Source organism: Nostoc sp. FACHB-280 (assembly GCF_014697615.1).
In the GTDB taxonomy this organism is placed as follows: domain Bacteria; phylum Cyanobacteriota; class Cyanobacteriia; order Cyanobacteriales; family Nostocaceae; genus Nostoc_B.
The window spans coordinates 64,517-89,393 of record NZ_JACJSD010000014.1; the positions used below are offsets into that span (position 1 = coordinate 64,517).

Annotated in this window: 21 protein-coding genes; 13 read left to right on the plus strand and 8 right to left on the minus strand. The window is 41.2% G+C overall.

What is annotated here, in order from left to right:
- Positions 1 to 236: 236 nt before the first annotated feature.
- On the minus strand, positions 237 to 1,757 hold the full coding sequence (purH, locus tag H6G75_RS12620; protein ID WP_190980354.1) for a bifunctional phosphoribosylaminoimidazolecarboxamide formyltransferase/IMP cyclohydrolase: 1,521 nt from the start codon (positions 1,755 to 1,757) through the stop codon (positions 237 to 239).
- 260 nt (positions 1,758 to 2,017) lie between these two features.
- Between purH and H6G75_RS12625 the strand changes: the two genes are divergently transcribed.
- The gene (locus H6G75_RS12625) at positions 2,018 to 2,380 is read left to right on the plus strand and encodes a VOC family protein (protein WP_190980356.1); all 363 of its coding nucleotides are present in this window, start codon (positions 2,018 to 2,020) and stop codon (positions 2,378 to 2,380) included.
- 198 nt (positions 2,381 to 2,578) lie between these two features.
- On the opposite strand, the gene H6G75_RS12630 is transcribed toward H6G75_RS12625, so the two are convergent.
- On the minus strand, positions 2,579 to 3,505 hold the full coding sequence (locus H6G75_RS12630) for a DMT family transporter (protein WP_190980358.1): 927 nt from the start codon (positions 3,503 to 3,505) through the stop codon (positions 2,579 to 2,581).
- A 201-nt stretch (positions 3,506 to 3,706) separates the two neighbouring features.
- Here H6G75_RS12630 and H6G75_RS12635 point away from each other — a divergent pair, with 201 nt between their 5' ends.
- The 5 genes from H6G75_RS12635 to H6G75_RS12655 all read left to right on the plus strand — a co-directional run bounded on the left by H6G75_RS12635 (position 3,707) and on the right by H6G75_RS12655 (position 12,905).
- Positions 3,707 to 5,776 (plus strand): cytochrome-c peroxidase, encoded by a 2,070-nt coding sequence (locus H6G75_RS12635; RefSeq protein WP_190980360.1) that lies wholly within the window; start codon positions 3,707 to 3,709, stop codon positions 5,774 to 5,776.
- Between the two features lie 554 nt (positions 5,777 to 6,330).
- Positions 6,331 to 9,249: a zinc-dependent metalloprotease gene (locus H6G75_RS12640; protein WP_190980362.1), complete on the plus strand. Its 2,919-nt coding sequence runs from the start codon at positions 6,331 to 6,333 to the stop codon at positions 9,247 to 9,249.
- Between the two features lie 216 nt (positions 9,250 to 9,465).
- Positions 9,466 to 10,824, plus strand: coding sequence for a guanitoxin biosynthesis MATE family efflux transporter GntT (gene gntT / locus H6G75_RS12645; RefSeq protein ID WP_190980364.1), 1,359 nt, complete (start codon positions 9,466 to 9,468; stop codon positions 10,822 to 10,824).
- Between the two features lie 80 nt (positions 10,825 to 10,904).
- Positions 10,905 to 11,549 (plus strand): Uma2 family endonuclease, encoded by a 645-nt coding sequence (locus tag H6G75_RS12650; RefSeq protein WP_190980367.1) that lies wholly within the window; start codon positions 10,905 to 10,907, stop codon positions 11,547 to 11,549.
- A 93-nt stretch (positions 11,550 to 11,642) separates the two neighbouring features.
- Positions 11,643 to 12,905: a lipid-A-disaccharide synthase gene (locus H6G75_RS12655; RefSeq protein WP_190980369.1), complete on the plus strand. Its 1,263-nt coding sequence runs from the start codon at positions 11,643 to 11,645 to the stop codon at positions 12,903 to 12,905.
- Between the two features lie 3 nt (positions 12,906 to 12,908).
- On the opposite strand, the gene H6G75_RS12660 is transcribed toward H6G75_RS12655, so the two are convergent.
- Together H6G75_RS12660 and H6G75_RS12665 are read right to left on the minus strand one after the other, a co-directional pair.
- Positions 12,909 to 13,478: a hypothetical protein gene (locus H6G75_RS12660; protein WP_190980371.1), complete on the minus strand. Its 570-nt coding sequence runs from the start codon at positions 13,476 to 13,478 to the stop codon at positions 12,909 to 12,911.
- A 141-nt stretch (positions 13,479 to 13,619) separates the two neighbouring features.
- The gene (locus tag H6G75_RS12665) at positions 13,620 to 14,006 is read right to left on the minus strand and encodes a hypothetical protein (protein WP_190980373.1); all 387 of its coding nucleotides are present in this window, start codon (positions 14,004 to 14,006) and stop codon (positions 13,620 to 13,622) included.
- A gap of 560 nt (positions 14,007 to 14,566) precedes the next feature.
- On the opposite strand from H6G75_RS12665, the gene H6G75_RS12670 reads away from it, so the two are divergent.
- The gene (locus H6G75_RS12670; protein WP_190980375.1) at positions 14,567 to 15,244 is read left to right on the plus strand and encodes a M23 family metallopeptidase; all 678 of its coding nucleotides are present in this window, start codon (positions 14,567 to 14,569) and stop codon (positions 15,242 to 15,244) included.
- A gap of 95 nt (positions 15,245 to 15,339) precedes the next feature.
- On the opposite strand, the gene H6G75_RS12675 is transcribed toward H6G75_RS12670, so the two are convergent.
- Positions 15,340 to 15,579 carry an AbrB/MazE/SpoVT family DNA-binding domain-containing protein gene (locus H6G75_RS12675; RefSeq protein ID WP_190980377.1) on the minus strand — a complete coding sequence of 80 codons (240 nt, stop codon included), beginning with the start codon at positions 15,577 to 15,579 and terminating at the stop codon, positions 15,340 to 15,342.
- Positions 15,580 to 16,084: 505 nt separating this feature from the next.
- Between H6G75_RS12675 and H6G75_RS12680 the strand changes: the two genes are divergently transcribed.
- From H6G75_RS12680 to H6G75_RS12695, 4 genes are all read left to right on the plus strand, one after another.
- Positions 16,085 to 16,225, plus strand: coding sequence for a hypothetical protein (locus tag H6G75_RS12680; RefSeq protein ID WP_190980379.1), 141 nt, complete (start codon positions 16,085 to 16,087; stop codon positions 16,223 to 16,225).
- A complete protein-coding gene (glgP, locus tag H6G75_RS12685) occupies positions 16,218 to 18,431 on the plus strand; it encodes an alpha-glucan family phosphorylase (RefSeq protein WP_190980381.1) in 2,214 nt (737 codons plus the stop codon). The genes H6G75_RS12680 and glgP overlap by 8 nt, the downstream gene beginning before the upstream one ends.
- A 107-nt stretch (positions 18,432 to 18,538) precedes the next feature.
- Positions 18,539 to 19,537, plus strand: a complete 999-nt coding sequence (locus H6G75_RS12690; RefSeq protein ID WP_190980383.1) for a DUF6745 domain-containing protein — start codon at positions 18,539 to 18,541, stop codon at positions 19,535 to 19,537.
- 8 nt (positions 19,538 to 19,545) lie between these two features.
- Positions 19,546 to 20,337, plus strand: a complete 792-nt coding sequence (locus tag H6G75_RS12695) for a Tab2/Atab2 family RNA-binding protein (RefSeq protein ID WP_190980385.1) — start codon at positions 19,546 to 19,548, stop codon at positions 20,335 to 20,337.
- Positions 20,338 to 20,436: 99 nt separating this feature from the next.
- Here H6G75_RS12695 and H6G75_RS12700 read toward each other — a convergent pair whose 3' ends face one another.
- Positions 20,437 to 20,718 carry a DUF2470 domain-containing protein gene (locus tag H6G75_RS12700; protein WP_190980387.1) on the minus strand — a complete coding sequence of 94 codons (282 nt, stop codon included), beginning with the start codon at positions 20,716 to 20,718 and terminating at the stop codon, positions 20,437 to 20,439.
- A 193-nt stretch (positions 20,719 to 20,911) separates the two neighbouring features.
- On the opposite strand from H6G75_RS12700, the gene H6G75_RS12705 reads away from it, so the two are divergent.
- Positions 20,912 to 21,670, plus strand: a complete 759-nt coding sequence (locus tag H6G75_RS12705; RefSeq protein ID WP_190980389.1) for a metallophosphoesterase family protein — start codon at positions 20,912 to 20,914, stop codon at positions 21,668 to 21,670.
- A gap of 34 nt (positions 21,671 to 21,704) precedes the next feature.
- Here the strand turns inward: H6G75_RS12705 and H6G75_RS12710 are convergent, their stop codons facing one another.
- A complete protein-coding gene (locus H6G75_RS12710; RefSeq protein ID WP_190980391.1) occupies positions 21,705 to 22,559 on the minus strand; it encodes a M48 family metallopeptidase in 855 nt (284 codons plus the stop codon).
- A gap of 372 nt (positions 22,560 to 22,931) precedes the next feature.
- Between H6G75_RS12710 and H6G75_RS12715 the strand changes: the two genes are divergently transcribed.
- A complete protein-coding gene (locus H6G75_RS12715) occupies positions 22,932 to 23,465 on the plus strand; it encodes a DUF4330 domain-containing protein (RefSeq protein ID WP_190594538.1) in 534 nt (177 codons plus the stop codon).
- Between the two features lie 205 nt (positions 23,466 to 23,670).
- Here the strand turns inward: H6G75_RS12715 and H6G75_RS12720 are convergent, their stop codons facing one another.
- Positions 23,671 to 24,573 carry an alpha/beta fold hydrolase gene (locus H6G75_RS12720; RefSeq protein WP_190980393.1) on the minus strand — a complete coding sequence of 301 codons (903 nt, stop codon included), beginning with the start codon at positions 24,571 to 24,573 and terminating at the stop codon, positions 23,671 to 23,673.
- Positions 24,574 to 24,877: the final 304 nt, after the last annotated feature.

A 24,877-nucleotide genomic window follows, 5' to 3' on the forward strand; every position in this document is an offset into this window, starting at 1 on the left:
GGAGTGTTGCCGTGTTTCCACCCCAGACGCTCTTTAATTTCAACTTGCTCCTCACACAACTAGAGAATAACACTACCCTTAAATAAGAGCAAGTGTTATGAGTGACACTTTTATAACTGCACTATCTGGATTGAGTTAGCACCCAAGATTTTTGGTTGTATCTGGGTGTAACATTACACCCTTGCACCCTTAAACCCTTACACCCATTCTCAACAATATTTATGCGTCAGTCCCAATTAATGTAAAAAGTGCCGTACTCCTGTCAAAACCATTACTAAACCCAGTTCATTAGCAGCTTTGATGGAATCTTGGTCGCGTAAACTACCTCCTGGTTGGACAATGGCAGTAATGCCTGCGGCGGCGGCGGCTCTGATAGTATCATCAAAGGGGAAAAATCCGTCACTGGCGAGAGTTGCGCCTTTAGCTTTTTCACCAGCTTGTTCGAGAGCGATTTTAGCAGAACCAACGCGATTCATTTGCCCTGCACCAACACCAAGGGTAGTGCGATCGCTTGTGAGTACAATGGCATTAGATTTAACATGTTTGCAGACTTTCCATGCAAACAGCAATTCGGCTAACTGGTCAGGTGTGGGTTGCAGTTCCGTCACCACTTGCCATTTACTTGTGTCAGCCACAATATCATCGGCTGCTTGTACTAAGAAACCGCCAGCAATTTGTTTAACTAAAGTTTTCGGGCCACTACTCAAATCTGCTAATGTCAAAACCCGCACATTGGTTTTCTTCGAGAGTATTTTTTGTGCTTCTGCGTCACAGTCAGGCGCAACCACACATTCTAAGAAAGTTTTAGTTAACTCGCTGGCTGTTGCTGCATCAATGGGACGGTTTAAAGCCACAATTCCCCCAAAGGCGGAAGTCGAATCAGCATTAAAAGCTTTTTGATAAGCTTCAACAATAGTATCGCCCAAAGCCGTACCGCAAGGATTGGTATGTTTAATAATGGTTGCGGCTGGTGTGTCGGTAAACTCAGCAATAATTCGCCGCGCTGCTTCTAAATCAACTAAGTTATTGTAGCTGAGTTCCTTACCTTGGAGTTTTTTAGCAGATGCCCATCCTGTGGGTGTAGTTCCAGTTTGATACCAAGCCGCACTTTGATGGGGGTTCTCGCCGTAACGCAGAGATTGTAATTCTGTACCACTGAGGGTGTGTTGTGGTGTACCTGCAAGATAAGATGCGATCGCCTGATCATAACTCGCCGTATGTAAAAATCCTTTCAAAGCTGCTTTTTGGCGAAATTCTAAGGAAGCTTCCCCGTTATTTTGCCGTAATTCTTGCAGATATTCATCATACTGCGGCGGCTCACATAATACAGTCAAATTAGCAAAATTCTTGGATGAAGCCCGCAACATCGCCGGGCCACCAATATCAATTTGTTCCACAGCTTCGGCTAATGTCACCCCTGGTTTAGCAATAGTCTCCTCAAAGGGATAAAGATTGACTACCACCAAATCAATTGGGCGAATTTGGTTATTTTCTAAATCTGTAATATCTTGGGGAACGTCCCGCCGTGCCAAAATTCCGCCATGAATGCGCGGATGCAGCGTTTTTACCCGTCCACCCAAAATTTCTGGCGAACCAGTGTAATCAGAAACCTTTGTTACTGGTATTCCTGCATCCTTGAGGGCTTTAGCTGTTCCCCCACTGCTGATAATATCAAATGCAAATTCTTCTACCAAGCTACGGGCTAGGTCAATTAAACCAGTTTTGTTAGATACACTCAGCAGTGCTAGACGCGCCATGTCTCAATTCCTCAGATGCGAAAGACCCCAATTTTTGCATAACCCTTGGTTCACTTCAAGATCATAAAAAAATAAGTCCATCTCTATTGACTGTGAAAATTCTTGGTTTTGAGCCTACGTAGCTAGGCTTCGTTTGTTTAGCCGCGATTTTAATCTTCTACTGCAAGCTAGATAAATCCTATCGAAATGAGGAGGTCATAATCAAGTTTAATCGGTCATTCTAGAAATAAATCTAAAAACAACATCAGATGTAAAAAGCTATGACTATCTCCTTGAACCACACTATAGTTCCTGCTCATGATAAACAAGCCTCTGCCCAGTTCTTTGCTGATATTTTTGGTTTAAAAGTTGAACCTGCTGGTCATTTTGCGGCGGTGCGAGTTAATGACACATTAACATTTGATTTTGATGACAGAAACTCTTTTGAATCTCATCATTATGCTTTTCATGTTAGTGATGAGGAATTTGACACTATCTTTGCGAGAGTCAAACAAGCTGGTCTGGAGTATACCAGTGACCCAATGCACCAGCACAAAGGCGAAATTAATCATCGCCAAGGTGGGCGTGGTTTTTATTTCTACGACCCCAATGGTCATAACCTAGAACTATTAACTCGTAATTGAAGAAGGCAGGAGTTGAAAGGCAGGAGGCAGAAGGGAAAAGTAATAAACAAGCATATAATTAGTCTGCAAAAGTAGCCTTTGTTTACATAGCACTAGACTTCCATTCTGAGGGGTTTACAACACTTTTGAAGTAAGTGAAGTACACCATGAGTAATAAGTAAATTTTTAACTCATTACCCATTACTCATTATTCATTACTTACTGGGCTTTTTTCCCTAAAGCGATCGCCATCGAACCAGCTACTACTAACACTGCACCAATAATACCAGTGAGGGTGATATTTTCTGCGGGAATTAAGCCAGGTGTGAATATTACTACTAATTCAACAGTAATTAAAGTCACAATTGGCGCTAAAGTCAACACAGCACTAACACGGGATGCTTCCCAATGTTCTAATGATTCGGCAAAGGCACCATAAGCAATTAAAGTATTTAAAGCACAAAAAATTAACATTCCCAACTGTAAATTATTGAGTTTTAAAAGATGGTCTGGTTTAGCCAATGGTGTAAATAATAAAGCCGCACCACCATAAATCATCATCATAATATTGGGTGAAGATAATGATTGTAATAACTGCTTTTGTGCTAAAGCGTAAATAGCCCAAACTGCTGCACCTAAAATGACCAAACCACTACCAAAAATATATGTGCTGTGTGCGGTAATTAAATTAGTGATTTGGTCGCGGAAAAATATTATATAACCACAAATTAATACACTCACCCCTAGCCATTGGCTGAGTGTATAACGTTCGTGAAAAATCACTAACCCACCCAAGCCTAATAACAAAGTCGCTAATTGAATTAATACTTCTGCGTTGGCTGGAGATGTTAACGCCAAACCCTGCATAAAAAAGAAGTAATTAGCCCCTAACATAATTGTAGCGATCGCTAACAACTTCCAACTAGCAGCAGGTAATTGACGTAACTTTGGTAACTCGCCACGCATTGCCAAATATATATTTAGTAATATAAACGACACTAAAAACCGAAACCAAATCACCGTATAGACATCAAGTGCTTGCAATGTTACCGCCAGGGCAATTGGTAAAATTCCCCATAGAAAAACAGTCAGTAGAGATAATGCCAGGCCTAAACGCCAGCGTCCAGAGTTTTGATGTAATGACATGCAGTTATGGTATCAAATCTTCACCCGTTCATGCAGATTAAGTGATGACATACCAGCAGAAGTATTTTTATACACCAGTCCAGTAAATCCTATTAATTTTCTGTAATATTTTTAGCTTGGAAAAGTTAGTAAAATCCTATACATTTAAAATCAAGCTAGTAGCTTTTGTGGAAAATATGATGTTTTGTAGTAACAAAAAACATGGAAATTATTCCTTTGCTCATATCGGTAATATTCATTACCAGCTTAATTGTGTACTTTCTACGTACTTCTCAGAGTAGATGGCAAAACCAAAAGAAAATTGAACTTTTGCCATCTCCACGAGTGAGATCGAGGTTTTATAAAGGGATGATCATTGCGGCGATCGCTATGTTTGCCATTATCGCCGGAAACACAGTCTCAGCACAAGTTGCACGACCCCTAGCTTCCCTCAAAACAGTCCAAGTTCCAGAACCTGATAACCTCACAGACTTTGTGAAAAATAAAGTCGCCGCCATCAAGTTAGGTAAAGCACTGTTTTGGGATATGCAAGTAGGTAGTGACGGCGTGACTGCATGTGCAAGTTGTCACTTCCATGCAGGTGCTGACAATAGATCCAAAAATCAGATTGCGCCTGGACTATTAAGACTTAACACCGATCAAACAGAAAATCCAGATCCAGTATTTGATGTTGGTGGCGCACCCAACTATCAACTCCAGCCAGAAGATTTTCCTTTCCAGACGAATGATATCGTTTCTTCTCAAGGTGTCTTCAATAGCGAGTTTGTCGATGTGATACCTGGTAATGCCCAAGATCAAGTAAACCTCATACCAGATCCCATATTTAACGTCGAAGGTACAAATGTGCGTCGCGTTGAACCGCGTAACACGCCCACTGTAATTGATTCCGTGTTTAACTTCCGCAACTTCTGGGACGGTAGAGCGCAGGAAATTTTCAACGGAGTTAACCAGTTTGGCTTGAGAGACCCCAACGCTTATGTAGTGAAAGCCACTACTCCCAGTCATCTAGAATTTGTGAAAGTTAGCCTTAACCATGCTTCTTTAGCTTCCCAAGCCGTCGGCCCACCAATCAGTTCTTTTGAAATGTCAGCTAATGGCCGCACCTTTGAAGAAATTGGTGATAAGTTTGGGTCAGTTAATCAAAAAACTCACCGTTTTCGCAGAGGTAAGAAACTACCCAGAAAACTAGGGAAAAAGTTGCTTCCCTTAAGACCGTTAGGTAAACAGCTAGTCCATCCCCAAGATAGTGTCTTAGGACAAGATAGTCGATCGCCCCGAACTGGACTGCAAGCTTTTAGCTATCAACAACTAATTGCTCAAGCATTTAAACCTGAATGGTGGGCATCTAATCGGATGATCCAAGTCAATTCTGACGGTAGCCGAACTTTTGTCAATAAGCCAGACCGTTCCTTACAAACCAATGAGTACACGCTCATGGAGTACAACTTCCCATTATTTTTTGGACTGGCGATCCAACTGTACGAATCTACACTCATTGCTGACGATACACCACTTGACCGCTTTTTAGAAGGAAATACCAGTGCGTTAAGCGCCCAGCAGCAAAGCGGAAAACTCCTGTTTGAAGGTAAAGCTCAATGCACTATTTGTCATAATGGGGCAGAACTTACCAGAGCTTCCGTTAGTGCTGTAGAGCAACAACGTATTGGCATACTCACCATCCCCAACTTTCCCCGAATTATCTTTGACAATGGTTTCTTCAACATTGGTGTAAGACCGACACTCGAAGATGTGGGTGTTGGTAGTAAAGATCCCTTTGGTAATCCACTGTCAGAATCACGATTATCTTTGTTAGGGACTTTTACACAAGTGTTGGGTTCGGAAGCGAATACTACTGTGACTACCAGTGATTTAGTACTAGCAGATGGTAGTTTCAAGACACCAGGACTCCGCAACATTGAACTTACCGCGCCTTACTTCCACAATGGTGGTTACTTGACTCTGCAACAACTTGTGGAATTTTACAATCGTGGCGGAGACTTTCGTCGGCAAAGCGCCCTCGCTCAGTTAAATCTCACAGAAGCAGAAAAAGCCGACTTAGTGGCCTTTCTCCAAGCCCTCACTGATGAGCGAGTTCGCTATGATCAAGCTCCCTTCGACCACCCACAATTGTTCGTTCCCAATGGTCATCCGGGTGATTCTATCGCTGTCACCAACGATGGTACAGGTAAAGCTACAGATAGCTTCCTAGAAATTCCAGCTGTTGGTAAGTTTGGTGGTAATGGTACACCCAACTTCTTAGCAAATCAGTAGATTAGCTAAGTAACGTTAACAGTTCATCTTTCTGCTACCCCTGTTTTTTTACAGGGGTTTTTTTGAAAAAGCACAACAATTTGCATAGGTTTTTAATATTTACCAATCTACATCTTAAAAAATGGATTAATTTTTTATTATTGAGTTTAATTTCCAGAGTCCCAAGATACAAGTATAAAGTAGTATGTATAGCTTATTGACGAAAGTACTGAGTTGAGGCTAAATTTCAGGCAGTAATAATTTATTTTTAGGTTTAACAGTTATTATTTATCAGGAAATTTATATTTTTGAAAATTATTCGCAAAAATTGTGTAATTTCTACCAGTATCTTGAATTTGCTGATGACACAATCATACTTACTATTGATTCGCTAAGGAATTTTTAGGAAAAATCCTCTACAACTAGATAATACTCCAAAAAACTGAAGCCAAAAGTCTGTCTGTAAATCTCAGATAACTCTAGGTCTTTTTAGGTTGCTTTTACTGATGGCAGCCAAAAATTTCATTTGTCAAAATTAAAAATTAACTCGTAAATCTTATCAGGGCCGTAACTAAATGAATAAAGTAACTTTTTATGTAATTTTGCTGCACGGATTCTTGTTCGGGATAGCAACTGCCAGTGCTGAGTCGCCACGTAGTCACAAAGACACAAAAGCTGTAAGTGTTAACCAGATTGCAGAAGTTACGCCTACCAAAAATAGCACAAATCCCACCTGGAAAAAACTACCGTCACCGCAAGTTTGGATAATTAATCAAGATAAAAAAGTTGAAAGTCAGCCATTTACTTGGGTAGTTAACAATCTCAAACAAGCAGATAAACAACCATTTTTAGAAGTTGGGAAATCAAGCAATCAGCCAGAAAAAAAGCCGACTTCTCCAGCAAAACCCGCAACTAAAGACGATTTAGAAGACTTTGATGAAGTAGTTAAAGATACAGAAAAAAAGGAAGGATTATTCACACTCTATCGCAGTACTAAAAAGAATAAAATTTATCTGGAAATTAAACCAGAACAGTTAAATAATAATTTCTTAGCCACCGCCACACTTGAGTCGGGAATTGGGGAACGTGGTATTTACAGTGGTATACCTTTGCAAGATTTTTTATTTTATTGGCAGAGAGTAGATGACAAATTACACTTTGTGGTGCGTAATGTTAATTTTCGCACACGAGAAGGAGATCCCCAAGCGCGATCGCTTGCCCGTTCGTTTAGCGATTCGACTCTTTACATGCTACCCATCAAAAGCATTCATCCCCAACGCAAAACTATCCTTGTTGACCTCAGTGATTTGCTACTTTCCGACTTAGCGGGATTATCTGCCAGTTTGGGTATAACCGTCACCACAGACCAATCTTACTTCGGTAATGCCAAAGCCTTTCCCAACAACATCGAAATTGAGTCGGTATTAAATTTTTCTAGTGGTGCGACTAGCAGTCGAGATAATCAAAAGCTGAGTTTTGCTTCCCTCGCTGATGACCGTGGCTTTACCTTGCGTGTCCACTACAGCCTCTCACAATTACCTAATAATAATTACCGCCCCCGTTTAGCAGATGAACGAGTTGGTTATTTCATCACCGCTTACCAAGATTTAACTAAAGATAGTGGTGATCCCTTTGTACGTTATATTAATCGCTGGAATTTAGAAAAAGCCGACCCCACAGCCGCGATTTCCCGTCCTAAAAAACCGATTGTTTTCTGGATTGATAATGCCGTTCCTTTAGAATACCGTGATGCCATTAAAGAAGGCATCTTAATGTGGAATAAAGCCTTCCTCAAAGCCGGATTTAAAGATGCGATTGAAGCCAAACAAATGCCAGATAACGCCACTTGGGATCCGGCAGATATTCGCTACAACACAATTCGCTGGATAAACACCGTTGATGGTTATTTTGCAATGGGGCCATCCCGTGTTAACCCCCTAACCGGAGAAATTTTAGATGCAGACATTTTAGTTGATGCGAGTTTTGTCCGGGCATTGAAAAGTGAATATCGCAAAATTGTCCAACCGAACCAAAACCAAAATCGCACATCTTTATCAACTTGGATGCAAAATCGCTTTCTTTGCGGTGGCGACAATTCCCAGCCCCAAGAAAATGGCTTACTCCGCAATTTATCGAAACTCGCTGGGGAATATGATTTGTGTTATGGCATGGAAGCTGCGAATCAATTTGCCTTTGGTTCTTTGGCAATGACGCTGTTAAAAGATGGGACACCTAGCCAAGAGCAACAAAAAGAATATATCAATCAATATCTACGGTTAATTATTGCCCACGAAGTTGGTCATACACTGGGTTTGCGCCATAACTTTCGCGGTAGTACCCTGCTACCACCCCAGGAGATGAACAATAAAGATGTCACCCACCGTAAAGGTTTGACATCTTCGGTAATGGATTACATTCCCCCCAATATTGCACCCCAAGGCACAAAACAGGGGGATTATTTTCCCAGCGCGGTGGGTGCTTATGATGAATGGGCAATTCAATATGGTTATATCTCCACTAGGGCTAGTACTCCCATTGCCGAAAAACCATTGTTGCAGGAAATTGCCAACCAATCCTCTAAACCAGAGTTGAGTTATTCCACAGACGAGGATGTTTATGACCTCGACCCCACTGCCGATGCTTGGGACAATAGTAACAATGTGCTTGTTTATGCCCAATGGCAGTTAGATAACTCGCGGGTGATGTGGGAACGTCTCAACCGGGGTTATCCGACGGCTGGGGAAAGCTACAGCGATGTCAGCGAACGCTTTAGTACAGTGTTGGGCAATTATTTTCAGCAAATTTATTATGTGAGTAAATATATTGGCGGACAATCTTTTTACCGCATCAAAGGTGCTGATGTGGATTCCAGTAAACTGAGTGGACAAAATCGTTTACCATTTCAACCAGTCCCCGTAGAAGAACAACGGCAAGCTTTAAAAACCCTACAAAAGTATGTGTTTGCCGAAGATGCCTTAAAATTTTCCCCAGATTTATTGAATAAATTAGCACCTTCCCGGTGGCGGCATTGGGGCAGCTATCCCCGCGTCGGACGTTTAGATTATCCGATTCATGAGTTGGTTTTATTCTTGCAGAGTGCGGTTTTGCGCGATTTACTTTCAAGCGATCGCCTCTACCGTCTCAAGGATTTGGAACTCAAAGCCCAATCAGGGCAAGCACTGACATTACCAGAGTTATTTGATACGCTCCAGTCAGGAATTTGGACAGAAGTCATCAACCCCCAAAAATCTGCTTTGCAAATCTCCAGTATGCGACGAGGTTTGCAGAGAGAATACTTGGATATTTTAATTGCTATGGTGTTGCGGAAAGATAATGTCCCCGAAGATGCGCGGACTTTAGCTTGGTACAAACTCAAGCAATTAGATGAAAAACTCGCTCAAGTAAGTTCCCAAGATGAATATAGCAAAGCTCATATTCTTGAAACACGCGATCGCATTACTAAAGCCTTGAATGCACCATTGCAAGGAAATTAAACAAAGACTTGGTTACAAAGGTTATTTGTTGAGACTGGGTGTAGGGGTTTAGGGTACAGGGGTGTAAGGATTTTAAAGCACCTACCTACACCCCTGCACCCTTATACCCTTACACCCTTAATCAAGGAACATTCTTTCACCAGAAACGATATGATATGTCATTTCTCCATGAAATAGTACAGACTGGAAGATAAATTCCAGTACAGACAACAATCTATGACAATTGCGGTCTCAACCAAGTACAACTTCCTGCCTCGCTTTTACAAACTGGCAAGCATTGGTATGCTATCCAACATGATGGTTCCCCTAGCCGGTTTGGTGGATATTGCCTTTTTGGGACACTTGGCAGATATCCGTCACTTGGCGGGAGTGATTTTAGCAACAATTATTTTTGACTACCTTTACCGGGTGTTGAAATTCCTGCGTTCTAGTGTCAATGCGTTGACTGCACAAGCTGTTGGACTCGATGACCACAAAGCCGTACTCTTGGCAGGGATACGTAGTGGCTTAATTGCTTTGGGAATTGGCTTATTAATTCTGTTGTTACAATACCCCTTACAAAAAATTGGCTTTACGATTCTCAGTGGTTCCCCAGAAATTGAAATTGCTGGGGCTGATTATTTCCAAGCCAGAATTTGGGGAGCGCCAGCCGTATTGCTGAATTTTGTCTTAATTGGCTGGTTTATGGGACAAGAAAAGAATAGCGTCGTCCTAGTTATGTCTGTAATTGGTAATGGCTCGAATGTGGTGCTGGACTATTTGATGATTTCCCTTTGGGGTTGGGAAAGTATGGGGGCTGGACTAGCCACAGCCATTAGTCAATATCTAGCATTATTAACTGGTTTGATATATGCCTGCTTTACTATTCCCTGGCAAACCTTACCCGCAGCTTTCCAAGAAGTGTTTGATTGGGTGGCTCTCAAAGATACGGTGGCGCTGAAGAGTAATATTCTCATCCGCTTTATTGTGCTGATTTCCACTTATGCCATCTTCACCAACTTGAGTGCAGCGATGGGAACGGAAATCTTAGCCGAGAATGGTTTGCTCTTACAAATTGCTTTATTAAGTCAGTTCACAGTCCAAGGTGTGGGAATGACAACTCAAACCCTGACTGGTAACTTTTATAGCAAAGGTGCCAAAGAACAAATGACTGCATTGCTGACTGTCTCTGTATTGACCAGTTTAGTGATTGCTTTGGGTTTTGCTGTTGTTTCAGTGCTGTTTCCCGATACAGTCTTTGGGCTATTAACTAATCACGCCGAAGTCAACAAACATATCAGTAATTATACAATTTGGTTACTGCCATTGTTGGGATTAACCGCCATTGCCTTTATGTTAGAAGGTTATTTTATTGGTTTAAAAGAAGGTGCAACCTTACGCAATGCAGTCTTAATTGCTTTTAGTTGTGGCTTTGTGCCTGTAGCGATCGCAGCTTGGTATATTCACAATAACTCCTTACTGTGGATGTCGCTAGTAGCTTATATGGCAATTAATCTGACAGTCTTAGCAGTCCAAATACCCCGGACACTCGGTAGCCCAACTCTCGAAAATCAACAACCCCTACCATCTAGTTAATTGCAACTCACCTCATATTGAAAGCAAAAATCCCCAAACCTCTATTGTTATAATCATTGCGTCGGCAGTGAATTACTGACATGACTTTACCTCTGATTACCCAAGATATGATTGCACTCGCTCCCGGAGATGAGTTAATTTTGCGATATCGCACTTGGGATGATTACGAAAATCTCCTGAGCCGTCGTCAAAATAAAGCTGGGCTAAAAATCAGATATAGCAGTGCTACTCAAGAAATTAGAATTATGTCGCCTTTACCTGGGCATGGTAAGAATGTTGATATTTTGGCAGACTTGGTAAAGGCTTTACTCCGTTATCAAGGTCAAGACTGGGAAGCATTTACACCAATCACTCTGAAGTTGACAAATCAACAAGGAGTAGAACCAGACTATTGTTTTTATCTTCAAAATCGTCAGCGAATATTGGGTAAAGAGCGTCTCGACTTGGAAATTGACCCTCCTCCCGATTTACTCATTGAAGTTGATTTGACTTCAACCACAACACCAGAAGCCTATCAAGCAATTGCCCCTAGTGAACTTTGGATTTATCGTCGCAGTAATTTGCTAATTTATCACTTTGATAAACAGCAGTATCAGGAAAGTCAAACAAGTTATCACTTTCCTGATTTTGATGTGAAAAAGCTGATACCGAAGTATGTTGAGCGAGGTTGGCAAGTTGGTTCCAGTGTGGCGGTGCGAGAGTTTGAGGCATTTTTGCAAAGTTAGTTGGTAAATTCACGCATCTGCCATCACCAATCCCACTAATATTAAAAACAATTCTTACTTTTGCCTTTTGCCTTTGGACTTTTGCCATAAATCATGACTCCAGTAGATATTCTCATTCTTTCTAATGGCCCTGGAGAAGTCACAACCTGGGTGCGTCCAGTTGTCAAAGCATTACGCCAACAACTAGGAAATGACCGTTCTTTAGTCAGAATTTCTGTAGTCTTATCACCTTGTCCTAATGCTAGTGGAAAAGAAGCAGCGATCGCACTATCCTACCCAGAAGTTGATCGAGTTCAAGCAGTAGAACATTTTTGGCAATTTTTACTCTGGGGAAAAACCTCTGAAAATTGGGACTGGAGAAGTCGCGGCGTTGTAGTTTTTCTGGGTGGAGATCAAATCTTCCCTATTATCATCGGCAAAAAACTCGGATATCGCACCGTAGTTTACGCCGAATGGGAAGCCCGTTGGCATAATTTAATCGACCGCTTCGGTGTGATGAAACCCCAAGTCGCCCAAAAAGTCTCCCCTAAATACGCCCATAAATTCACTGTTGTCGGCGACTTAATGCTAGAAGCCCAAAACTCCCCACTCCCTACTCCCCACTCCCCACTCCCCACTCATCACTCAGCACTTATAGGTATTCTCCCTGGTTCAAAAGCAGCAAAACTTACCCAAGGAATCCCATTAACTTTAGCCATTGCTGAGTACATCAACGCCAAACAGCCTCAAACCAAGTTTATTATTCCGGTCGCACCAACTTTAGATTTACAAACTTTAGCCAGCTTTGCCGATCCCCAAAAAAATCATTTTGTCGAAACTTTTAAATTTTCTGGTGGTTCCTTAGTGAGTTCAGAACAAAACAATGAGTACCCACTACTAAAAACCAACCAAGGATTAAACGTCGAACTACACCAAGAAAACCCCGCATATAACATCTTGTCGCAATGTAGTATTTGCTTAACTACTATTGGCGCAAACACAGCCGAACTTGGTTCTCTAGGCGTACCAATGATTGTATTATTGCCGACTCAACAGCTTGATGCTATGCGTTCTTGGGATGGTTTACCAGGATTATTAGCGAATTTGCCAGGACTAGGTACAACATTTGCCAAATTAATTAACTGGCTATTTCTGCGACACAAGGGTTTATTAGCCTGGCCAAATATCTGGGCGCAGTCGGAAATAGTTCCAGAATTAGTGGGTCAACTCCAGGCGCAAGAAGTTGGCGAAATGGTCTTAGACTTGTTAACCCATCCCGAAAAGTTAGAGGAGATGCGTACAAAGCTGAGACAGGTTCGCGGCGAAAGTGGCGCAGCCGAAAAAATCGCTCAAATTGTCTGCGAGGAAATTCGGTAAAAATTAAAGACCAACAGATACTAAATCATCTGGTAAAGTTGGGTCATTAAGAGCATCGCGGAAGTATTTTCCAGATAGTCCAACTGCTGCAAAAATCGGTGTACCAGCCTTCAGGTCAAAAATATACGCAGTGTACTTTGTTGAACGACGAGGATGTGAAGGAAAGGTAGAACCACTAAGGTCAAAGTTTCCTTTGACTACTACTAACATCATTGGTGGTTCTTCTTCCTTAAAGTCAAAATCTCCGAAACCAGTAGCAGGAATTTCAGCAGCTTTGATTGGACGGTTAAAGATTGCTTCAGGGGTGCCACTTATAATCTTGAATTGACAAGAATGAGCAAGGGTATAGTTAACGGCAGCTTGTCTAATCTCCTGATCTGAAGCTGAAATTAGCGGACGTTTTTGAAATATATTCAACCGATTATTTTCTTCAGAAAAGAATTTTTTGAGTATTTCTGGGGGAATATTACTACGTTGATTTTGAATTAAACAACGATCTGATAAAGCAGCTACAGATGGTATGGCACAAAAACTCACTAACAATAATGTCAAGCTCAATAAAGTTTTTTTCATAATTTTATTTTTAAGAAATTGCTTGCCTCCATATTTTAATCAAGTAACGCAATATCTGGCATTAACCAGGTCTTAATGTACATACATAATTCTTACTCAGCCGAGAAGCTCACAGAGAAAAGAATTTCTCTGTGAGCTTCCTTAATCTGAAGACTGACCATCTCGTCGCCCTAGTTCATAAATCCCAGAACCAATACAAGCCAGTATCCCGATACTAATTGCCCAACTGCGACCTAAACTGATTTCTACGCCCCAGTTACATAAAGTGCCTATACCTAAAAACGGCACAATGCTAAATAGTGAGGCGTAAAAAGCGTTTTGGGATTCTCTGGCTTTGCGAGTTTTTTCAAATTCTGTCTGACTAGTGTACAGCGATCGCTCGGCAAAATTAAACCAACGATTTAACTGCTCAATTACCCATTCACTACAGGGGAAAAAACCTAAGTACAACGCTAAAGACCACAGACTAGCGCCAGCGATCGCAACGGTATCAATTTCAAACGAGAAAGGCAATATATCAGTCAACATGGCTTGGGTGCGTCCTGCAAATGGTCATCTTGGCCTTTTTTCAAGCTCCATCGACCTATTCAGCAATTTTAAGCATAAATGCTTGCACGATTTCAACTATCTAGAGCAGAAACTCCCCCTTCACCGCACAAGGAAAACTCACAACCTTTATCTACCGTGTCTCCCTTGTCTACCTTGTCTCTCTGAAATTCCTGATTCTTTAGTATTACTTACGTATATACATAAGTATGGCTATAGTTGCCATAACTGCAAACTCTGATTGTTGATGATACTGCAACTAAGCACATAGTGTGAAAATTATATTTATCAATTAAAAAATCTGCAAAATAATGACTTATGGTTAATCTTTAATTGCAAAATCTGATAACATAAACGGGGAAATAAAAATGCTGACATCCTTAATACATAAGCAATGTTAGGAAATCAATTATATAAAATCATGTTTTTAGATAAACAAACAAAATCAAAAAAATCTGATTTCATCGTCATAATTAAGAGCTAAAAAATAACTAATTCCCCAATAAATCATAGATGATACTGTGCAAATAAGGAATCCAATAATGGGTCAAAGACCAAAAAAAGTATTGCTTTCGGGAGCGACATTATTAGTATTGGGATTGAGTTTTGTTGGTGTTAGCACTTTCGGGTCAAATGTCGAAACAGTTACAGCCAGAGAAGTGCAACCAAGAACAGCCGCCAGAAACAATGGGTGGTTAGCTGCGTCTTTCCCTGTAGAAAACTTTCAAGCATATACATCGCCCTTTGGTTATCGCCGTTCTGCAACTGGTGGGGCGAATTGGGAATTTCACGGAGGCTTAGATATAGCCGCGCCACAGGGCAGTTATATCCGGAATTGGTGGGTAGGTACAGTAGTTAAAGTAGGCGATCGCACCGCTTGCGGCACTCACATAGTTATAAAATCTGGTGAGTGGCAACATACCTACTGTCATCTAGAAGGCCATGTCGAAACTGCTGATGGTCGCCGCTATTTAATAGATAGGGCTGGCGGAATTCAAATTTGGGAAGGTCAAGTCATTCCCACCGGAGTCAGAATTGGTCGTGTAGGGATGACAGGACGCACCACCGGGCCGCACCTCCACTGGGGCTTGAAATATGCAAATAACTATGTAGACCCGGCATTAGTGCTAAGAGAAATGTTTACTCAGCAACAAATTGCCAGCAGAGAATCAAAAATTGTCATTCAAGAGTCCAAAAATCAGCGCGACTCTGGTTATTGAAATACTTTTCAGGATTGGTGATGCGATGGCGTAACCGCCCAGCGTAGCTAATCGCTCCTATCAGTGTAAGGGAAAAAGTGGGCGCGATCGCATAATTACATATTTTGCATTATGGCATCATTCATATCTTCTAAAGATTTGGGTGTACCTTGATATTTTAAGCAGCCTGCAACATCTTTCAATGTAGTTTCTGCAAAAGGTTTCTTAGGTTTAATAAGAATCCTATCACCCATATTAATTGCTATTAATTCCTGTCCAATTTCCCAACCAGATGCTTTTAGTAATTCTTCAGGAATAATCACTTTTCCTTCATTTGTTACTTTATATTGCCACAATAAATTTAATGATTATCAATGGAAAATTTGTTGGCATATTAATTTTATTTTTACATTTTTCATACCTCAGTTTTTCCTATCTTGCACCTGAAGATTAAAATCGCGGTTCATCTTGCAAACAAGCAAAGTCTACGAAAGCAGACTTCAAAACCATTAGTTTTACGTTCGTTTGAATAGGTGGTTTTCACTTCTTTAGCTTAAGCGCCTCTGATTCCTATCTACTTTTACTGTAATCAACCAAAAAACGCTGTACACATTTTATTTTATATTTTTACAGTACTACTGGCTCATACAGTGAAGGATTAATCAGCAGGGAGATTTTTAATAATTTATTTATCTCTCTTTGGCTTTTCTTAAACATTACAAGTGGCTAGTAAACAAAAATTAATAATACGGAAACTATTGTAAATAAAAGTGATGCAAATTGATGGGCAGAAGTTATTAAATACAGAGATAATACAAAAAACGTAAGCGCAGAAGAATCATTAATTTTGACAGAGCATTGATGGCAAAAGCTGCTTCATCTTCAGGGGAGAATTCACAAAATGAAGACTCCGGCGGAATCAACCTGAAGGTAATTTTGTGGCAGCAAATGATAGATAAAAATCGCAAAAAATTAACAGAGAGTTTGGACTTGTATGGCTAACAGCAGTGTAATGACCGCATCGCTACATTTAAGCGAAAAAATGCCTTTTCCCCTCAAACGTTTAGCAGATTTAGCTTATAACTATTGGTGGAGTTGGAGTAGCGATCGCATATCCTTATTTCAAACCATTGATCCCCAAGAATGGGAACTTTGTGGGCATAACCCAGTGGCAATTTTAGAGTCAGCCAGTTACGAACGTCTGACTCAGTTAGCAGAAGATCCCCTTTACCTGAAGCAGATTTCTGCCTTAGTGCGAGAATTTGACCAGTATATGGCACAGCAAGATACTTGGGTGAGTCGAGTTGCACCGCAAGTTTCGGCAGAACATCCCATTGCTTATTTTTGCGCCGAATTTGGTATCCATGAATCCCTACCTGTTTACTCTGGCGGCTTGGGTATTTTAGCCGGGGATCATCTGAAATCATCATCAGATTTGGGTGTACCGATGGTAGGTGTGGGTTTACTGTATCGCCAAGGTTACTTTCGTCAACGCTTAAACCGCCACGGTTGGCAAGAAGATTATTATTTGGATAACCCCTTCCACAAAATGCCCCTAGAGTTAATTAAAAACGAGCAAGGGGAACCACTCACCATCCAGATAGAAGTTCGCCAACGCCAAGTGCAAGTACAAATTTGGCGAGTACAAGTCGGGCGTGTAACTCTATATTTACTAGATAGCGATCGCCCAGACAACGATCCCGTTGACCGTTGGCTAACAGGCCACTTGTATGGCGGTAACTTAGAAACCCGCATCGCCCAAGAAGTCGTCTTAGGTATTGGTGGAGTCAGGGCTTTAACCGCCTTGGGAATCAAACCCTCCGTACATCACCTCAATGAAGGACACGCCGCCTTTTGTACCCTAGAAATTGCCCGCCAAGAAATTGAACGCACTGGCAAATCCTTCTACGACATAGAAGCCAGCGTTAAGAAAAGCTGTGTCTTTACCACCCACACACCTGTTCCCGCTGGTCATGATGTTTTCTCTCCCGACTTAATTGACTCTTATTTTGCTCAGTACTGGCCGCAATTAGGACTATCCCGCGAACAATTTTTAGCCTTGGGTGCTAGACGACTGGGTGATCCTTGGGAACCATTTGGGATGACAGTTTTAGCATTGCGGATGTGTCGTGCTTGCAACGGTGTAAGTGAATTGCACGGCAAAGTCTCCCGCAAAATGTGGACTGTTCTCTACCCACAATATACAGAAGATACAGTCCCCATTGGTTACATTACCAACGGTGTTCATGCACCCACCTGGACTGCACCTTTACTCGCAGACTTATATGACCAATATTTAGGTAAAGATTGGAAAACTCGCGCCATCGATCCCCAAATGTGGGCGAAAGTTGACGACATTCCCAATGATGAACTCTGGGCGAGACATCAAATTCTCAAAGAAAGACTGATTGCCTACACTCGTTATAAAGTCAAAAAGTCACGGGAACAGCGCGGTGAAGATTATCAAAATATTCAAGCCGTTAATAGTTTACTTGACCCAAATATATTAACCATTGGCTTTGCGCGGCGCTTTAGCCCTTATAAACGTGGTGATTTGATTTTACGCGATGCCGAACGGGCTGTGAAGATTTTTGGTAATGCCCAACATCCAGTCCAGATTATCTTTGCAGGCAAAGCACACCCAGCCGATGAAGAAGGTAAACGCATCATTCAACGTTTGATGGAGTGGTGTCGTAATTCCGGTATTATTCACCGTGTTGCCTTTATTGAAGACTACGACATTTACACCGGACAAAAACTCGTTCAAGGCGTTGATGTATGGTTAAATAACCCCCGCCGTCCTCTAGAAGCATCCGGGACAAGTGGACAGAAAGTATGCTTTAATGGCGGGTTGAATTGCAGCGTCTTGGATGGTTGGTGGTGTGAAGGCTACCAAGCTGACGCAAATGGCAAAGGAATTAACGGTTGGGCTATTGGTGAAGATGCTCACACAAGCGATCAAGAATTGCAAGACCGCATCGATTCGCAGTCACTGTATCAGCTTTTAGAATCTGAGATTGTTCCCCTATACTACGACCAAGATGCTCAAGGTATTCCTCATCGTTGGATACAAATGATGAAAGCATCCATTAAGACCAATGCACCACTGTTTAATACAGATCGAATGATTGCTGACTACGTTTCTCAGGTGTATGTCCCAGAAATTGCTGCCCGTGTTGAACCAATTTTGGCCAAGGTTCTGTTTTAAAGTCTGAAAAGAATTGTAATTTTCCTGGTTCAATAGAGGGGTGGGCTATCCACCCCTTTTTTTTTAGAGGCACAACATCACAATCGCAACTACATTACATCCTAACTATGTCTGCCGATCGCCTAACACCAGAACAACGTGCATTAATTTCCCAATATCGAGAAAAATGGCAACACCTTGGTTTATCCAGAGAACCCATCAACCAACACCAGGCTATGAACGCAGTTCAAGCAATCTATACTGCACTTGGACTCAACCACCCCGAAATCATCATTGTTGATAGTCCTAATGCCGTATTTGAGTACATCTGGAATTTACGGCAAGCTGATTCTTATTCAACCCTGGGTAATCCTATCAGTAGTTCCGAATGGAGAAAAATATACAATAATTTACAATTAAAACTCTTCACACAGCTACCTATTGATCTACAAAGAGATTTACAGTCAGCTTTTGAAAACCATCTAGCACAAGAGTATGCTAATTTACTGCAACGCCAGTTAGAAAACAAGTGGATAAATATTTTCTCCCAACAGGTTGTTAATAGCTATCACAGACCGATTAAAGAGATATTTGCCTCATGTTATAAACCTGAAAGTTTAATTGCTGGTAGCAGTTATTTTGACTTTTGTGTTCACACTTTCAATTACCATCAACTGCAAGAGCAAATAGCAGTTTTAGAAGAATTTGTCATAAATTGTGGTTGGACTTTCTTATTTCAGAATGTCGCTATTATCTCCAATCGCCCTACTCAAATATTGATTGATCAAGACAATCATATTCATGCTGAAAATACTCCTGCTATAACATTTAAAGATGGTTATAGATTGTATGCAAACCACGGTCAAATTGATTTAGAACCCAAGCGCCAGCGAATCAATAATTTTGACTGGCGACCTTTATTAGACAAAATGAATGCAGTTGAAATTGACTCTTGGGAAGAATACCAATTACTCAGGGTTGTTAATAAAATTAACGTACAACCTATGCAGTTCCTGAAAGCAACTAATCCCAGTACAGGGGAAGTGTATGTTTCTAAAGTGTCTATGCGTTTTACCTCTGCGATTGAAGCTGTGCAGTGGGTAAATAGAAATCGCAAATCAAAATAAAACTAGTTATGAAAATTTGGCAAGCTGATTTTTATCGGAGTTCACAACAAGATATATCTGGACAAATTTTATGGGAATTTTTGATTTGCGAGCCAAATCGCAGTTTTGAGTATACAGCTACTTGTTTGCAGTCAGAAGCTAATTCCAATTGGCTGACTAGTCAAATTCAACAAGCCGCAGGTGCAGAATTACCAGATGTGATTCAAGTTTTTCGTCCCCAGTCGTTGAGTTTAATCGAAACAGCCGGACGCAATTTAGGTGTTGCAGTAGAAGCAACTCGCCGGACTTTAGCATTAAAACAGTGGTTAAAAGAAAGACATTCTGATTTTAGTTTAGAAAAACCCGCACCCTTACCATTACCGGAAAATCTCTGGGGTGAACAGTGGCGCTTTGCAACTTTAGCGGCTGGGGATTTAGAAATAGAATTTGGCGATCGCCCCATTCCGATTTTATCTATGCCAGAATTTCTTAAACCGATAAATCTGGGTTTAGCTTCCACAATACCCGTTCCGGGTGTAGTCATTTATGGTGGCAGACAATCTATGCGTTTAGCACGTTGGTTAGCCACAATACATCCTGTAGCCTTGAACTACATCCCAGGTGCGCCCGATGGCTTAATTTTAGAAGCCGGTTTAGTAGATAGATGGGTATTAGCCACCTTTGAAGATGCAGAAGTAGCCGCCGCCGCTAAAATTTATGAACAACGTAAACAACAAAGCCAAGGATTGCACTTTTTATTAATTCAACCCGATGATTCTGGCATGACTTACAGTGGTTTTTGGTTATTACAAACCGAGTAGGAAATTATCTTGATGGTTCAAAAAATCCAAGCTAATTCCTCTCCCTTGTCCACCTTGTCTCCCTTCTCTCCTTTCTAAATAACTGAAAACTCTAACCCCTCATCCCCTCACCCGCGCCTGCTTAACCATCGCAATTAAAGTTTGGTGGGCATCTTCCGCATCAGCTAGAATATGGTCAAATTGGATACGCACTGGAATGGATTCTTCATTGAATTGGGCGCTTAAATCCATCCCTTGTGAATCAATTGCTAACATTTTGGCTGATATTGCCTCAGTGATATTACCAAATACTTTGGCATACAAAAGCACAGCATCACCATGATCTTCGTTCATGTGATTACAGATGCGTGTGCTAATTTCAGGAGAAAATTGTTCAGACATTGGGCAAACTAAAATTAAAGTTACAGCCTAAATTTTAGGTTAGGGTGTGTAAGTAAATTGATGATTTTTGGTGCAGATAAAACTTTAAATAAAATTTAAATTTACTCAAGTAATATTTATCTTTATTTACGGAATAACCTGCGGTTATAGTGTAGCAAAAATATTAAACTAATTTCATTTCAGCTAAATTCAGATGAGTAGAACTAGGAAACGTCGCATAGTTATTGGGGATGTGCATGGTCATTATGAAGGTTTAATGACTTTGTTAGAAGCGATCGCACCCACATCAGATGATCAAGTTTATTTTCTCGGCGACTTAATTGATCGTGGCCCCCACAGTTACCATGTCGTGAATTTTGTCCGACAAAACAATTATCCCTGTCTGCTAGGTAATCACGAGCAGATGTTATTGAATATTCTTACTCAGAAAAATATTCCCGCCCCAGCCATGCAAGCTTGGTTGTATAGCGGTGGACAAGCAACTCTCAGCAGTTACCAAGCATCCACTATTCCCCAAGACCATTTAGAGTGGTTTCAATCCCTACCCACCTATTTAGATTTGGGTGATATTTGGTTAACTCATGCCGGATTAGACCCGAATCTGCCTCTAGCCGAACAAACTGCCGAGCAGTTCTGCTGGATTAGAGATGAATTTCACAGTATGGAAAAGCCTTATTTTCCTGATAAGCTCATTATTGTTGGACATACTATAACTTTTACTTTACCTAACGTCACACCTGGTAAACTAGCCGAAGGTAGAGGATGGCTAGATATCGATACCGGAGCTTATCATCCTCGTAGTGGTTGGTTAACTGGATTTGATGTTACCAATCATTTAATTTATCAAGTAAATGTATTTCAAAATACCCAGCGTACCTTGCCGCTAGAAGATGGGGTGATGACAGTGGAACCTTCCCAAATCAAAGCTCGCCGCCAGCCGCAGCGAGCATAGGTTTTGGTTGTAGATTTGGCACAGTGAAATCAAACTAAAGTAATGGTCGAATTCTAGCTCGATAAGCAGCATTATCTAAACCGTCACGCCCACTACTGGGTTGAGCATTAATTGCGCGTTTAAGATTAGTGATGCGATCGCTAGTAGCCGGGTGCGTACTCAAGAAAGTTGGCCCAGAACCACTTTTGAGTAGCTTTTGCATAAAGGAAACCATACCAGATTGAGCATAACCAGCTCTTGTTAAAGTTCTTAAACCTCTTCTATCTGCGTCAAACTCATCTTGACGACTGCGAGGACGGTTGAGGGCTAAGTCCACACCAATAGCCACAGCTTGATTACGGTCTAAACCTGCTACTGTAGCTAAACCACTCGCCACAGCCCTTTGCTGCATTTGTTTAACTAAGTGTTTCCCACCAATGTGACCAATTTCATGAGCCATCACACTAGCTAGTTCGGCTTCATTGTCGGCTGTTTTTAATAAACCCGTGTTGATATAAACAAAACCCCCAGTAGTGGCAAAAGCATTCACAGCATTATCTTCTACCACCTGAAAGGTAAAAGGAAGATTGGGGCGATCGCTATAAGCTACTAATCTTTGACCAATTTCCTGCACATAACGATTCACCGCTTCATTTTTGTACAAACGAATTTCCCCATTCTTGAGTTCATCATTCATCTGTTTGCCAAGTTCTACTTCTTGGTTAGCGGATATATTAGAAAGCTGTAGTATTTGCGCTCCTTGGAACAACAGTGGTAATAAATCTACAGCCCGTCCAGGTGAGGGTGTACTCAGACACAAACTGAGGGCGACTACCACCGAAATTATGGGATATAACCAACTACGCCGCCAGCGACGGTAATTTGCTGCAAAACCTTTCCAAGCCATCATAAGCATTTCTGATAATAATTTCGGGACAAGCAAAAATCACAGGACAAAATACAAGACGGAGTTACTGCGATTGAAGTTGCATTTTGATCTTATGACTACGGATGCGATCGCCCAAATTATCTCTAGAAGGATTTATCTACACCCTTACACCCCTATACCCCTTCCTTCACCCTCACCCAAACCTTGATTTTTGTAAGTCCTAATGTAAAGGATGTGCCGACTTCACACCGATTTTTTCAACTCGTGATACACTGTCGCCAGACTCAAAGACCTAGCCATCTTTCAGTCATACCTCTGTCGGGAAATTGTCATGTTCCTGATTAACTTTGTTGCTACAATCAAATACTTTGTTTGTATTTAGGAAAAGTTTTTATGGCTATTTTTGATTCCAAAGGTCGCTTGTTCGGTAAAGTTAATATTCTCGATGTAGGCGCTGCACTTGTAATTCTGCTAGTTATAGTTGGTATCTTCTTTTTTCCGGGAACCTCCGGTTCTGTTGCTCAAGTTGGTTCAAAAACCGTACCCATTGAGGTAGATTTAGCCGTGCGGGGTTTGAATGTCCGCGACCCAGAACGCTTATTTGAAAGTGGATTTAAGAAAGGTGGTAAAACAAACGTCATTATCCGTAATCAGCCTTACGGTCAAATTGGGATTAAATCTATTGAAGTACTAGAGAGAACAATCACTGCTACCCAACCAGATGGTTCAGTTAAGGAAGTCAAAGATCCTAGAAAGAACAATTACAGCACAGATATGCTGTTAACCCTGGAAGGTAAAGCGCAAGTCACGGAAAATGGCCCAGTTTTAGGTAACAGCAAAGTCAAAATCGGTATGCCTTTTGAATTAGAAGGTTATAACTACAACTTCAATGCCACTGTAATTGATGTCCGCGTAGAGAATAAATAATTGAAGTGTGAAATTATTTCCAGTGCTGAGTACTGAGTAGTTAAAAGCATCTCTACTTATAGCGTTAGGTCAGATATGTTAGGACAGTTTGAAAGCTTGAATGCAAGGTATAGTAAGACTTTTCCTGCTACCTTCTGCCTTCTGCTATATTAGCGCCACAGGCGCTATCCTAACTCAGCACTCAGCACTTTCAACTCAGCACTCTTCATTGACCATTGACTAAAGGCAAAAACTGGCGAATTAATCCAATAGTGACGGCTGGTAGTTCCAACTGGGGTGTTAATCCCACATCTTCTAATTGTTGAAACACACGAATTGCTTGGGGGTTTTTCTCTGCTAAACGACGACCAATTTCGGGGCCAGTAAATTGGGATTTTTCACCCCAAATAATCGCAGTCGGAGTGGTCAGCTTTTCAATGTCCAGGGATAAATCAAAACACAAATCACCACGCACAAAAGAAAGTGCAGCATATTCCGCATTGGGCTGCTGGGCAGATTGAAGATAAGCTTCAACAATTTCTTGATAGACTCGATTAGCCTGGGCAAATTGTCTCTGCTCTAAAAAACTGCGGATTCCTGCTTCTGTCGCAATACCAGTACTGTAAAGCAAGCGGTCAATGATCGGTACACTGACTAACTGAGCAAAAAAACTGCGGGAGTAGTCTTCGCCAAAATCAGATAGTCCGGCGGGTGTGGTGAGAATTAAAGACTTGAATAATTCAGGATGAGCGATCGCAACTCGAATTGTCAATGCGGCGGTCAAAGAAGAAGCAATCACTGTGACTGCTTCTGTACAAGTTTGCTGCAAAAATTCCCGAATCGTCGTTAAATAATCTTCAATTTGGTAATTTCGTGCTGGATGTTCTGATTTACCCCATCCAATTAAATCTGGTGCCAAAATCCGATATTCACTAGCAAAAGCTGGGTAAACCTTCGACCACTCATAAGCCGAAGATCCACCACCAAAACCATGTAGAAATACTAAAGTTTCCTTGGCTTCTTGGGCGATCGCACTTCCTTGCCAAAGTGACCCTGCGGTAGTGTAATATACTATTCTCCCTAGAGAAGTTGTAATTGACCGTTGTTCAAAACCCTGTGGTTGAAACATATATATATGCCGTTCATTTGGTATGTGTTAAAAACCCTTACACCCATTCTTAACAGACAATGTTTGTGTTTTAGCTAAGTAATTGCTGTTAGAAATGTTTTCACCCCAAACACGCCGTACTTTTAGGAGATTTACAGAAAATTATCCATTGCTACTTTTAGCAAACCCGCAATTTTTCCACCTCTAGCCTCCGCCAGATTAAGTAGATGTAAAATTACTGGCTTACGTGTGAAGATTCAGTAATTTTTTTGTCTTTGACTTGCAGGGTATTTGCCTGTAAATACTGTTGCACAAGGCTTTTGTG